This is a genomic window from Burkholderia sp. HI4860 (assembly GCF_002223045.2).
In the GTDB taxonomy this organism is placed as follows: Bacteria; Pseudomonadota; Gammaproteobacteria; order Burkholderiales; family Burkholderiaceae; genus Burkholderia.
Genome location: NZ_NKFO02000003.1, coordinates 3418266 through 3431618, shown reverse-complemented (window position 1 = coordinate 3431618; position 13353 = coordinate 3418266). Strand labels below are relative to the sequence as shown.

The window sequence follows — 13353 nt, the reverse complement described above, 5'->3', positions numbered from 1 at the left end:
CTACGCCTGCGGGCGCGCGCCCGCGGACGTCACATGCGCGACGCCCGCTGCCTGCATCTGCTGCCATGCATGGGCGAGCGACCCGTTCAGGTCGATCGCGCGGCACGCATCGTTGATCACCGCGGCTTCGAAGCCGGCCGCGCGCGCATCGAGCGCCGACCACGCGACGCAATAGTCGGTCGCGAGCCCGCAGCACCACACGCGCTTCGCGCCGAGCTCGCGCAGATAGCCCGCGAGCCCGGTACGCGTCGTGCGGTCGGCTTCGACAAACGCGGAATAGCTGTCGACCTGCGCGTCGCCGCCCTTGCGGATCACGAGCCGCGCGTGCGGGATGTCGAGATCGCGATGCAACGCCGCGCCGTCGGTGTCCTGCACGCAGTGCACGGGCCACAGCACCTGCTCGCCGTACGGCAGCGCGAGCGTGGAGAACGGTTCGCGGCCCGGGTGATTCGCCGCGAACGACACGTGTTCGCGCGGGTGCCAGTCCTGCGTCAGCACGACCTGGTCGAAGCGTTGCGCGAGCGCGTTGATCACCGGCACGACCGCGTCGCCGTCCGGCACCGCGAGCGCGCCGCCCGGCATGAAGTCGTATTGCACGTCGATCACGAGCAGGACGTCGTCGGTACGTTTCATTGCATTTCTCCGGGTGTGCGTCGCGCCGCGATCCGGCGCGTCAGCCGTTGAACCCGCGGCCGGCCTTCGCGAGTTCCGCGATCGACGGCGCGAGCTGCCATGCGTCGCCGTTCGGTGCCGCCGCATAGCGGCGAATCGCGCGCTCGACGTTGTAGAGGCCGACCACGTCCGCGTACAGCATCGGGCCGCCGCGCCACAGCGGGAAGCCATAGCCGGTCAGGTAGACCATGTCGATGTCGGACGCCTTCGACGCGATCTTCTCCTCGAGAATCTTCGCGCCTTCGTTGACGAGCGCGAACACGAGCCGTTCGACGATCTCGTCGTCGCCGATCTTGCGACGCTCGACACCGCGCTCCTTCGAATACGCGACGACCATCTCGTCGACGAGCGACGACGGCTTCGCCTTGCGATCGCCCGGCACGTAGTCGTACCAGCCGGCGCCCGTCTTCTGGCCAAAGCGGCCCTGCTCGCACAGGCGATCGGCGATCTTCGAGTAATGGAGATCGGGCTGCTCGACGTAGCGGCGCTTGCGGATCGCCCAGCCGATGTCGTTGCCGGCGAGGTCGCTCATCCGGAACGGGCCCATCGCGAAACCGAATTTCTCGATCGCGCGATCGACCTGCACGGGCAGCGCGCCTTCCTCGAGCATGAACAGCGCCTGGCGGATGTACTGCTCGATCATCCGGTTGCCGATGAAGCCGTCGCACACGCCGGACACGACCGCCGTCTTGCGGATCTTCTTCGCGACGGCCATCACGGTGGCGAGCACGTCCTTCGCGGTCTGCGCGCCGCGCACGACCTCGAGCAGCTTCATCACGTTCGCCGGACTGAAGAAGTGCATGCCGACGACGTCCTGCGGACGCTTCGTGAACGCCGCGATCTTGTCGACGTCGAGCGTCGACGTGTTCGACGCGAGGATCGCGCCCGCCTTCGCGACTTCGTCGAGCTTCTTGAACACCTGCTCCTTCACGCCGAGCTCCTCGAACACGGCCTCGACGATCAGGTCGGCGTCCTTCAGGTCGTCATAGGACAGCGTCGGCGTGATCAACGCCATGCGCGCGTCGAGCTTCTCCTGCGTGAGCTTGCCCTTCTTCACCTGCGCGTCGTAGTTCTTGCGGATCGTCGCGACGCCGCGCTCGAGCGCTTCCGGTTTCGTCTCGAGCAGCGTGACGGGCAACCCGGCGTTGATGAAGTTCATCGCGATCCCGCCGCCCATCGTGCCCGCGCCGATCACGCCGACGCGGCGAATCTCGCGCAGCGGCGTATCGGCCGGCACGTCGGGAATCTTGCTCGCGGCACGCTCGCCGAAGAACGCATGCCGCAGCGCGCGGCTTTCCGGCGTCATCATCAGCGCGACGAACCCCTCGCGCTCGGCCACGCTGCCTTTGTCGAAGCCGTGCAGCACGCCGGCCTCGATCGCGTCGATACATTTGTGCGGCGCGGGGAAATTCGGTGCGGCGGCCTTCGCGGAATTGCGCGCGAACTGGATGAAGCCGGCGGCGTTCTCATGGACGATCTTGCGATCGCGCACGCGCGGATGCGGCCCCTTCTGCGCGCCGACCTTGGCGGCGAACGCGACGGCCGCGTCGAGCAGGTCGCCGTCTGCCATTTCGTCGAACAGCCCGCTCTTCGCGAGCTGCTCCGACGGCACGGGCGCGCCCGACACGATCATGTTCAGCGCGGTTTCGAGCCCCACCGCACGCGGCAGGCGCTGCGTGCCGCCCGCGCCCGGCAGCAGGCCGAGCTTCACTTCGGGCAGCGCGACCTGCGCGCCCGGTGCCGCGACGCGGTAGTGCGCGCCGAGCGCAAGCTCGAGGCCGCCGCCCATCACGACGCTGTGCAGCGCCGCGACGACGGGCTTCGCGCTCGCCTCCACCGCGCGGATCACGGTGTGCAGCGTCGGCTCCTGCAGCGCCTTCGGCGTATTGAATTCGGTGATGTCGGCGCCGCCCGAGAATGCGCGTCCCGCGCCGGTCAGCACGATGGCTGTCACCGACGGGTCCTGCGCGGCGCGATCGAGCGCGTCCATGACGCCCTGACGGGTCGACAGGCCGAGCCCGTTGACGGGCGGATTGTTGAGCGTAAGGACGGCCACGCCGTCGCGAGTCGAGTAATCCACTGCCATCTGCCTGCCTCCATGCATCGCGCGCCGGGGTGGCTGCGCTTCATTGTGCGCGGTCGAACAGCCGCATGTCCTGTTGAACGGAGGCAGCATACAACGAAAAAGCACGGTCGTTCAATTTGAATTTTGCTCCTGATCCGGGGACGGATCGGGCGACCGCCTCACGAGCCGCTTTCGGCCCGGGCCGGCGTTACGGCTCGCAGATCGCCGTCGGCAACACGTAGTCGCGGAACGTCTCGCGCAGCTTCAGCTTCTGCAGCTTGCCGGTCGCGGTGTGCGGCAGCGATTCGACGAACACGACGTCGTCGGGAATCCACCATTTCGCGACCTTGCCTTCGTAGAACGCGAGCAGCGCGTCGCGGCTCAGGTTCGCCCCTTCGCGCGGCACCACGACGAGCAGCGGGCGCTCGGTCCATTTCGGGTGCGCACAGGCGATGCAGGCGGCCTCGGCCACGCCCGGGTGCGCGATCGCGACGTTCTCGATGTCGATCGAGCTGATCCACTCGCCGCCCGACTTGATCACGTCCTTGCTGCGATCGGTGATCTGCAGGAACCCGTCGGGGTCGATCGTCGCGACGTCGCCGGTCGGGAACCAGCCGTCCGACAGCGGCGACGACTCGCCGCGGAAGTAGTGCTCGATCACCCATGGGCCGCGCACCTGCAGTTCGCCGAACGCGACGCCGTCCCACGGCAGTTCGTGGCCGTCCTCGCCGACGATGCGCATGTCGACGCCGCAGATCACGCGCCCCTGCTTCTCGAGCAGCTTGCGCTGCGCGTCGAGCGGCCGCTGCGACTGCGCCCAGTTGAGCTTCGCGAGCGTGCCGAGCGGCGACAGTTCGGTCATCCCCCATGCGTGGATCACGCGCACGCCGTATTCGTCCTCGAAGGTGCGCAGCATCGCGGGCGGGCACGCGGAGCCGCCGATCACCGTGCGGTTCAGCGTCGAGAAACGCACGCCGGCCTCGCGCATGTAGTTGAGCAGGCCGAGCCACACGGTCGGCACGCCCGCGGAAAACGTCACGCGCTCCGCTTCCATCAGCTGGTACAGGGATTTCCCGTCGAGATCCTTGCCGGGCAGCACCAGCTTGCCGCCCGTGAGCGGCACCGCGTACGGCAGCCCCCATGCGTTGACGTGGAACATCGGCACGACGGGCAGCACGGCGTCCATCGCGGACAGGTTCATCGCGTCGGGCAGCGCTGCGCCGTACGCGTGCAGCACGGTCGAGCGGTGCGAATACAGCACGCCCTTCGGGTTGCCGGTCGTGCCCGACGTGTAGCACAGCCCCGACGCCTGCTGCTCGTCGAGGCGCGGCCAGTCGTAACGGCCATCCTCCGCTTCGACGAGCGTTTCGTAACAGAGAAACGGCGTCGTGCCGGACGGCAGGTGCGCGGCGTCCGTCATCGCCACCCAGCCCTTCACGTGCGGGCATTGCGGCGCGATGGCCTCGACGAGCGGCGCGAAATTGATGTCGAAGAAGACGTAGCGGTCTTCCGCGTGATTGACGATGTACGCGATCTGCTCGGGAAACAGGCGCGGGTTGATCGTGTGGCACACGGCGCCCATCCCGCCGATCCCGTAATACGCTTCCAGATGCCGGTAGCCGTTCCACGCCAGCGTACCGACGCGATCGCCGGTTTCGACGCCGAGCCGGGTGAGCGCCTGCGCCAGCTGCTTCGCGCGTCGTTCGCAATCGCGGTACGTGTAGCGATGCAGGTCGCCTTCCACGCGCTTCGACACGATCTCCGTATCGCCGGCGTGGCGCGCGGCGTGAGAAATCAGCGAGGACACCAGCAACGGCATGTCCATCATCTGGCCCAGCAACGGCTTACCCATCGTCTTGTTCTCCGTGAGGATGCGAATCGGTGCCTCTGCGGCGCGCCCGTCAGCGGCCCCGGACGGGCCTGGCGCACGGTGCGCGGGCCACCATGCGGGCGGCGCGGCGCCGCCTTACAATATCGGCTTACCCAGAGGCGCTCAACATGTCGTTTTCCCGAAGCGCAGCCGATCCGGCTGACACCCTCCCCGACCTCGCCGCCACGCTCGGCGAGCCCGCCACTGGCGCGTTCGTCACGCTCGGCGACGCGTTTCATACGCGGCTGCCGGCCGCGCCGCTGGCCGCGCCGTATGTCGTCGGCTTTTCCGGCGAAGTCGCGCAACTGCTCGACCTGCCGCCGTCGATCGCCGCGCAGCCCGGCTTCGCCGACCTGTTCGCCGGCAACCCGACACGCGACTGGCCCGCGCACGCGATGCCGTATGCAGCGGTGTATTCCGGCCACCAGTTCGGCGTGTGGGCCGGTCAGCTCGGCGACGGCCGCGCGCTGACGATCGGCGAGCGCACCGGCACGGACGGCCGCCGCTACGAGCTGCAGCTGAAAGGCAGCGGCCGCACGCCTTACTCGCGCATGGGTGACGGCCGCGCGGTGCTGCGCTCGTCGATCCGCGAATTCCTGTGCTCGGAAGCGATGCATCATCTCGGCATCCCGACCACGCGCGCCCTGACGGTGATCGGTTCCGACCAGCCGGTGGTGCGCGAGGAGATCGAGACGTCGGCCGTCGTCACGCGCGTGTCGGAGAGCTTCGTGCGCTTCGGCCACTTCGAGCACTTCTTCTCGAACGATCGCCCCGACCTGCTGCGCCAGCTCGCCGACCACGTGATCGACCGCTTCTATCCGGATTGCCGCCGCGCCGACGATCCGTACCTCGCGCTGCTCGAGGCCGCGACGCTGCGCACGGCCGACCTCGTCGCGCAGTGGCAGGCCGTCGGCTTCTGCCACGGCGTGATGAACACCGACAACATGTCGATCCTCGGCGTGACGATCGACTACGGCCCGTTCGGCTTCGTCGACGCGTTCGACGCGAACCACATCTGCAACCACTCGGATACGAGCGGCCGCTACGCATACCGGATGCAGCCGCGCATCGCGCACTGGAACTGCTATTGCCTCGCGCAGGCGCTGCTGCCGCTGATCGGCCTGCAGCACGGCATCGCCGACGACGATGCGCGCGCCGAACGTGCGGTGGAGGACGCGCAGGCCGTGCTCGCGAAATTTCCGGAACGTTTCGGCCCCGCGCTCGAACGTGCGATGCGCGCGAAGCTCGGCCTGGCGCTCGAACGCGAGAACGATGCCGAGCTCGCGAACCAGCTGCTCGAGACGATGCACGCGAGCCACGCGGATTTCACGCTGACGTTCCGCCGGCTCGCGCAGATCTCGAAGCACGACGCGAGCCGCGACGCGCCCGTGCGCGACCTGTTCATCGACCGCGACGCGTTCGATGCGTGGGCGAACCTCTACCGTGCGCGGCTGTCCGAGGAAACACGCGACGACGCGGCACGTGCCGCCGCGATGAACCGCGCGAACCCGAAATACGTGTTGCGCAACCATCTGGCCGAAGTCGCGATCCGGCGCGCGAAGGAAAAGGATTTTTCGGAAGTCGAGCGGCTCGCGCAGATCCTGCGCCGCCCGTTCGACGAACAACCGGAGCATGAAGCGTACGCGGCGTTGCCGCCCGACTGGGCCGGGTCGCTCGAAGTGAGCTGCTCGTCCTGAGCCCCGACCCGCGCGTATCGACCGACCGATCAGGAGAACCCCACATGTCCCACGATTCCGACGACAAGACCTTCCCGTACCAGAAGGACGACGCCGAGCTGCGCCGCCGGCTCACGCCGATGCAGTACGAAGTCACGCAGCATGCGGCGACCGAGCGCGCCTTCACCGGCGAATACACCGACACCGAAGACGACGGCATCTACAAATGCGTCGTCTGCAGCACGCCGCTGTTCGAATCCGGCGCCAAGTTCCACTCGGGCTGCGGCTGGCCCAGCTACTTCAAGCCGCTCAACGGCGAGGTGATCGACGAAAAGGTCGACTACTCGCACGGGATGGTGCGCGTCGAGGTGCGCTGCAACCACTGCGGCGCGCATCTGGGCCACGTCTTCGAGGACGGCCCGCGCGACAAGACCGGTTTGCGGTACTGCATCAATTCGGCTGCGTTAAACTTCGAGTCCCGACCCGAAAACGAATGAGCGGCGCCGGGCGGATCCGCGGGGGCGCCCCTCGCGCCACCGCCCCGATCCGCTCCGGCGGTGCCTGGCGGGTCCCTACAACGGTGAAAGGCCGCGCAAGCGGCCTTTCACGCAGCTGCGAGCGCCATGAAATTCCTGTTCGATCTGTTTCCGATCATCCTGTTTTTTGCCGCCTTCAAGGTCTGGGGCATCTTTACCGCCACCGCCGTCGCGATCGTCGCGACGCTGGCCCAGGTCGCCTGGGTTGCCTTCCGGCACCGGAAGGTCGACACGATGCTGTGGGTCAGCCTCGGCGTGATCGTCGTTTTCGGTGGCGCCACCCTCGTCCTGCATGACGAGAAATTCATTCAATGGAAACCGACTGTGCTGTACTGGCTGTTTGCGATCGGGCTGCTCGCCGCGCGCTATGCGTTCGGCAACAACCTGATCGAGAAGATGATGGGCAAGCAGCTCACGCTGCCGCACCCGGTGTGGGACAAGCTGAACGTCGCCTGGGCGCTGTTCTTCGCGGTGCTCGGTGTCGCGAACCTGTACGTGGTGCACAACTTCACCGAATCGCAATGGGTGAACTTCAAGCTGTTCGGCACGACAGGCGCGATGGTCGTATTCATCATCCTGCAGAGCCTGTGGCTCACGAAATACCTGAAGGACGAATGACATGACGGACGCCTTTCTCCACGCGTCGCCCGACGAGCGCATCGCGCTGATCGAAGCGCGCCTCACCGCAGCGCTCGCCCCGCTGTCGCTCACCGTGCGCGACGACAGCGCGCAGCACGCGGGCCACGCCGGCGCGTCCGCCGGCGGCCATTTCACGGTCACGATCGTGTCGTCCGCCTTCGCGGGCAAGCCGCGCGTCGCGCGGCACCGGCTGGTGTATGATGCGCTCGCTGATGCGATGCAGCGCGGCATTCACGCGCTCGCGATCGTGGCTTACACGCCCGAAGAATTCAACGAATCTTCAATCTAGTCTCATTAGGAATTCCCGATGATCCTGAAATCCCCCCGCCTGTGGGTCGCGGCGGCTGCTTTTGCAGCGGCACCGGCATTTGCCCAGAACATCGCCGTCGTCAACGGCACGCCGATTCCGAAGTCGCGCGCCGACGCGATGGTGGCTCAGCTCGTCCAGCAAGGCCAGACCGACAGCCCGCAACTGCAGCAGGCCGTGCGCCAGGAACTCGTGAACCGCGAAATCCTGATGCAGGAAGCGATCCGTGAAGGCATCCCGAACCGTCCGGACGTGAAGGCGCAGGTCGCCGTCGCGCAGCAGACCGTCGTGCTGCGCTCGATGATCGAGAGCTTCCTGAAGAAGAACCAGCCGACCGACGCCGAAGTGAAGGCGCGTTACGACGACCTCGTCAAGGGGGCCGGCGGCAATCGCGAATACCACCTGCACCACATCCTCGTCAGCGACGAGCAGCAGGCGAAGGACCTGATCGCGAAGATCAAGGCCGGCGCGAAGTTCGAGGATCTCGCGAAGCAATACTCGAAGGATCCGGGTTCGGGCAAGAACGGCGGCGATCTCGACTGGTCCGACCCGAAGGCGTACGTGCCGGAATTCGCGGCGGCCGCGCAGAAGCTGCAGAAAGGCCAGATGACCGACACGCCGGTGAAGACCCAGTTCGGCTGGCACATCATCCGCGTCGACGACATCCGCGACATCGCCCCGCCGCCGCTCGAGCAGGTGAAGGCGCAAATCGCGCAACAGCTCGTGCAGCAGAAGCTGCAGGCGTTCGAGGAAGGTCTGCGCCAGCAGGCAACGGTCAAGTAACGCCGGCACGCACCGCACGCGTATCGAAAGCCGCTCTTCGGAGCGGCTTTTTTATTGCCCGCGCACACTGCCTGCAGACGCGTCACGATGCGCTTGCAGCCCGGCAAATGAAAAAGGCCGCTCCGAAGAGCGGCCTTTCCCGTGCCGGATTCACGCGCACCGCAAGCGCGGCAGGCTACGCGGGATAGAACACGTCGTGATAGCGAACGTCACCCGACGGCCGCGGCGCCGAAGCGTCGAGCGACAGCGCGAGGAAATACTCGGGCGGTACGCCCGGGAACACGATGTCGCCGGATGGCGCAAAGCCGAACCGCGTGTAGTACGCGGGTTCGCCGAGCAGCACGCAACCGCGCGCGCCAAGCCGGCGCAACGCGTCGAGCCCCGTGCGCACCAGTCCCGCACCGATGCTCTGCCGCTGGCAGTCGGGCAGCACCGCGAGCGGCGCCAGCCCGTACCAGCCCTGGCTGCCGGACGGTTCGCCACCGATCGACACCGGCGAGAACGCAACGTGCCCGATCAGGCGGCCGTCGCGCTCCGCGACGAGCGAGACGCTCAACGCACCGTCCGCCCGCAGCGTATCGACGATCCGCCGTTCGAACTGGCCGGCTTCCGGCTCGCCCGCGAACGCGGCGACGATCACGCGGCCGATCGCGCCGGCCTCGCTCGCGCGCTCGTCGCGCAGCGTGACGACCTCGACCGGCGCGTTCGGGTCGAACATCATCCCGATCAGCCGATCCAGCGGCGCGCGTTGCGGAACACGCGCATCCACGGGCTCGCTTCACCCCAGCTTTCCGGGTGCCAGCTCATCGCGACCGTGCGATGCACGCGCTCCATGTGCGGCATCAGCACCGAGAAGCGCCCGTCGGCCGTCGTGACCGACGTGATGCCGGCCGGCGAGCCGTTCGGGTTGAACGGATAACGCTCGGTCGCTTCGCCGCGGTGGTCGACGTAACGCATCGCGACCGCGACGCGATCGATGTCGCCCTGCTGCGAGAAGTCCGCATAGCCTTCGCCGTGCGCGACCGCGACCGGAATCCGCGAACCTTCCATCCCCGCGAAGAAGATCGACGGCGACTTCTCCACTTCGACGAACGAGAAGCGCGCCTCGAACTGCTCGGACTTGTTGCGCGTGAACTTCGGCCACGCCTGCGCGCCCGGGATCATTGACGCGAGGCTCGACAGCATCTGGCAGCCGTTGCAGATGCCGAGCGCGAACGTGTCGGGACGTGCGAAGAAGGCCGAGAACATGTCGGCGAGGTTCGCGTTGAAGCGGATCGTCTTCGCCCAGCCTTCGCCCGCGCCCAGTACGTCACCGTACGAGAAGCCGCCGCATGCGACCGCACCCGCGAAATCGGCGAGCGTGGCACGGCCGGCGAGCAGGTCGCTCATGTGCACGTCGTGTGCATCGAAGCCCGCGCGGTCGAACGCGTAGGCCGTTTCCAGATGCGAGTTCACGCCCTGCTCGCGCAGGATCGCGACGCGCGGCCGTGCGCCCGTCGCGATGAACGGCGCGGCGATGTCGTCGGCCGGATCGAAGCTCAGCACCGGCGAGATGCCCGGATCAGCCGCGTCGAGCAGTGCGTCGTATTCGGCATCCGCACACGCGGGGTTGTCACGCAGGCGCGCGATGCGCCAGCTCACTTCGCTCCATGCGCGATGGAGTTCGGTGCGCGGTGCGTCGAAGATCTTCTTCGCGTCGCGGTACACCTCGATCACGTCGCGATCGTTGACCGAGCCGATCACGTGCGAGCACGCCGACAGGCCGAACTCGCGCAGCACGCCGAGCACCGCGTCGCGATCGGTCGCACGCACCTGCACGACAGCGCCGAGTTCCTCGGAGAACAGCGCGCGCAGCGTGCGATCCTCGCGGCGGCCGCTCGTCTGCTTCGCCCAGTCCTTCGCGTCGCCATAGTCGGATTCGTGATTCGGGTCGAGCGTCAGCATGTCGACGTTCAGCGACACGCCCGCGTGGCCCGCGAACGCCATTTCGCACACCGTCGCCCACAGGCCGCCGTCCGAGCGGTCGTGGTATGCCAGCAGCTTGTCTTGCGCATTGAGCGACTGGATCGCGTTGAAGAAGCGCTTCAGGTCTTCCGCATCGTCGACGTCCGGCGTCGTGTCGCCCACCTGCTGCGTGACCTGCGCGAAGATGCTGCCGCCCATCCGGTTCTTGCCGCGGCCGAGATCGATCGCGATCAGCACGCTGTCGCCCGCGTCGGCGATGCGGCGCAATTGCGGCGTCAGGTGACGGCGCACGTCCTCGACCGGCGCGAACGCGGAGATGATCAGCGACACCGGCGACACCACTTCCTTCGCGACGCCCTGCTCGTCCCACTTCGTCTTCATCGACAGCGAATCCTTGCCGACCGGGATGCCGATCCCGAGCGCCGGGCACAGCTCCATGCCGATCGCCTTGACCGTGTCGAACAACGCGGCGTCCTCGCCGGCCGTGCCGCATGCCGCCATCCAGTTCGCCGACAGCTTCAGCTTGTCGAGCGCCGCGATCGGCGCGCTCGCGATGTTCGTGATCGCCTCGCCGACCGCCATGCGGCCCGATGCCGGTGCATTGATCACGGCGAGCGGCGTGCGCTCGGCCATCGTCATCGCCTCGCCCTTGAAGCCCGCGTAGTCGAGCGCGGTGACCGCGCAGTCGGCCACCGGCACTTGCCACGGGCCGACCATCTGGTCACGCACCGACGTGCCGCCGACCGAGCGGTCGCCGATCGTGATCAGGAACGACTTGCTGCCGACCGTCGGGTGCTTCAGCACGTCGACCGCGACCGCCGACAATGCGATGCCCGTCACGTCGACCGGCGCACGCTCGGTCGTCACGCGCGTGACGTCGCGATGCATGCGCGGCGGCTTGCCGAGCAGCACTTCCATCGGCATGTCGACCGGGTATTCGTCGGCGCCCGTCGCCTCGTCGTCGACGAGCTTCAGCTGGCGCTCGTCGGTCGCGACACCGACCACCGCGAACGGGCAGCGCTCGCGGGCGCAGATCGCCTCGAAGCGCGGCAGGTCGGCCGGCGCGATCGCCAGCACGTAGCGCTCTTGCGCTTCGTTCGACCAGATTTCGCGCGGCGACAGGCCCGACTCCTCGAGCGCGACCTTGCGCAGCTCGAAGCGCGCGCCCTTGCCCGCACCGTCGACGATCTCGGGGAACGCGTTCGACAGGCCGCCCGCGCCGACGTCGTGGATGCTCAGGATCGGGTTTTCCGCGCCGAGCTGCCAGCAGCCGTTGATCACTTCCTGGGCGCGACGCTCGATTTCCGGGTTGCCGCGCTGCACCGAGTCGAAGTCGAGTTCGGCCGTGTTCGCACCGGTCGCCATCGAGCTCGCGGCGCCGCCGCCCATGCCGATGCGCATGCCCGGGCCGCCGATCTGGATCAGCAGCGAGCCGGCCGGCACGTCGTGCTTGTGCGTATGTTGGTCGGCGATGTTACCGAGGCCGCCCGCGATCATGATCGGCTTGTGATAGCCGTGCACCTTCCCGCCGACGTTCTGCTCGTACACGCGGAAATAGCCGCCGAGGTTCGGACGGCCGAATTCGTTGTTGAACGCGGCGCCGCCGAGCGGGCCGTCGATCATGATCTGCAGCGGCGACGCGATGCGGTCGGGGCGCCCGTACGGGCCGTGCGCCTCGTTCGGGTTGCGCTCGCCGACGGGCTGGGCCGCGTCGCGCGCGTTTTCCCACGACTGGCGTGCGTCGGGCAGATCGAGGTTCGACACGGTGAAGCCCGTGAGGCCGGCCTTCGGGCGCGCACCGCGGCCCGTCGCGCCTTCGTCGCGGATCTCGCCGCCCGCGCCGGTCGCCGCACCCGGGAACGGCGAGATCGCCGTCGGGTGGTTGTGCGTCTCGACCTTCATCAGCGTGTGCGTGAGCTCGGTGTGGCGGCCATAGCGTTCACCCGGCTCGCCGGCCGCGCCTGCGTTGCGCGGGAACCAGCGTTCGGCTTCGGCGCCGACCATGATCGACGAGTTGTCCGAATACGCGACGATCGTGCCCTGCGGGTTCAGCTTCTCGGTGTTGCGGATCATCGCGAACAGCGACATGTCCTGCGGTTCACCGTCGATCGTCCACTGCGCGTTGAAGATCTTGTGGCGGCAGTGCTCGCTGTTCGCCTGCGCGAACATCATCAGTTCCACGTCGGTCGGGTTGCGTTCGAGCTTGCGGAATGCATCAACGAGGTAATCGATCTCGTCGTCGGCGAGCGCGAGGCCCAACTCGACGTTCGCGCGTTCGAGCGCGCCGCGGCCGACGCCCAGCACGTCGACGCGCGCGAGCGGCTTGGCCGGCAGTTCGTCGAACAGGTGCTTCGCGTCGTCGCGTGCCGCGACCACGCTTTCGGTCATCCGGTCATGCAGCGCGGCTGCCACGGCTGCGCGCGCGTCGTCCGACAGCGCCTTCTTGCCGCCGAGCAAGCCTGACTTCAGCGTGACCGTGAATTCGACGCCGCGCTCGATGCGGCGCACCTGCGTGAGACCGCAGTGCTGCGCGATGTCGGTCGCCTTGCTCGCCCACGGCGAGACCGTGCCGAAGCGCGGCAGCACGACGAAGGTCTCGGCGGTGCCCTTCTCGGTCGCCGGCTCGAACGGCGCGCCGTAGTGCATCAGCGCGTCGATGCGCGCGCTGTCGTCGGCCGACAGCGGCTCGGCCGCATTGACGAAGTGCAGGAACTGCCCGCGCACCGCGACGATGTTGGCGTCGATTTGCTTGAGCGTGTCGAGCAGACGGGTTTGACGGAAATCGGAGAGGGCCGAAGCGCCGGGAAAACACGAGAAGTGAGCCATGGGCTGGACTGACG

General features: G+C 67.7%; 10 protein-coding genes. 5 read left to right on the top strand and 5 right to left on the bottom strand.

Annotation, left to right across the window (positions count from 1 at the left end; translation table 11 throughout):
• The 3 genes from pncA to CFB34_RS31330 form a co-directional block, all read right to left on the bottom strand.
• The gene (gene pncA, locus CFB34_RS31340) at positions 1-633 is read right to left on the bottom strand and encodes a bifunctional nicotinamidase/pyrazinamidase (protein ID WP_011352345.1); all 633 of its coding nucleotides are present in this window, start codon (positions 631-633) and stop codon (positions 1-3) included.
• A gap of 40 nt (positions 634-673) precedes the next feature.
• The gene (locus tag CFB34_RS31335) at positions 674-2758 is read right to left on the bottom strand and encodes a 3-hydroxyacyl-CoA dehydrogenase NAD-binding domain-containing protein (RefSeq protein ID WP_089440289.1); all 2085 of its coding nucleotides are present in this window, start codon (positions 2756-2758) and stop codon (positions 674-676) included.
• 187 nt (positions 2759-2945) lie between these two features.
• On the bottom strand, positions 2946-4589 hold the full coding sequence (locus CFB34_RS31330) for a 3-(methylthio)propionyl-CoA ligase (protein WP_089440290.1): 1644 nt from the start codon (positions 4587-4589) through the stop codon (positions 2946-2948).
• 146 nt (positions 4590-4735) lie between these two features.
• On the opposite strand from CFB34_RS31330, the gene CFB34_RS31325 reads away from it, so the two are divergent.
• The 5 genes from CFB34_RS31325 (at position 4736) to CFB34_RS31305 (ending at position 8548) form a co-directional block, all read left to right on the top strand.
• Positions 4736-6304: a protein adenylyltransferase SelO gene (locus CFB34_RS31325; RefSeq protein WP_089440291.1), complete on the top strand. Its 1569-nt coding sequence runs from the start codon at positions 4736-4738 to the stop codon at positions 6302-6304.
• Positions 6305-6348: 44 nt separating this feature from the next.
• A complete protein-coding gene (gene msrB, locus CFB34_RS31320) occupies positions 6349-6780 on the top strand; it encodes a peptide-methionine (R)-S-oxide reductase MsrB (protein WP_089440292.1) in 432 nt (143 codons plus the stop codon).
• A gap of 126 nt (positions 6781-6906) precedes the next feature.
• Positions 6907-7437: a septation protein A gene (locus CFB34_RS31315; protein ID WP_011352350.1), complete on the top strand. Its 531-nt coding sequence runs from the start codon at positions 6907-6909 to the stop codon at positions 7435-7437.
• A gap of 1 nt (position 7438) precedes the next feature.
• Positions 7439-7747 carry a BolA family protein gene (locus tag CFB34_RS31310; protein ID WP_089440293.1) on the top strand — a complete coding sequence of 103 codons (309 nt, stop codon included), beginning with the start codon at positions 7439-7441 and terminating at the stop codon, positions 7745-7747.
• An 18-nt stretch (positions 7748-7765) separates the two neighbouring features.
• Positions 7766-8548, top strand: a complete 783-nt coding sequence (locus CFB34_RS31305; protein ID WP_069248208.1) for a peptidylprolyl isomerase — start codon at positions 7766-7768, stop codon at positions 8546-8548.
• 175 nt (positions 8549-8723) lie between these two features.
• Here CFB34_RS31305 and CFB34_RS31300 read toward each other — a convergent pair whose 3' ends face one another.
• Positions 8724-9269, bottom strand: coding sequence for an N-acetyltransferase (locus tag CFB34_RS31300; RefSeq protein ID WP_089440411.1), 546 nt, complete (start codon positions 9267-9269; stop codon positions 8724-8726).
• A gap of 5 nt (positions 9270-9274) precedes the next feature.
• Positions 9275-13339: a phosphoribosylformylglycinamidine synthase gene (purL, locus tag CFB34_RS31295; protein WP_089440294.1), complete on the bottom strand. Its 4065-nt coding sequence runs from the start codon at positions 13337-13339 to the stop codon at positions 9275-9277.
• Between the last annotated feature and the right edge of the window lie 14 nt (positions 13340-13353).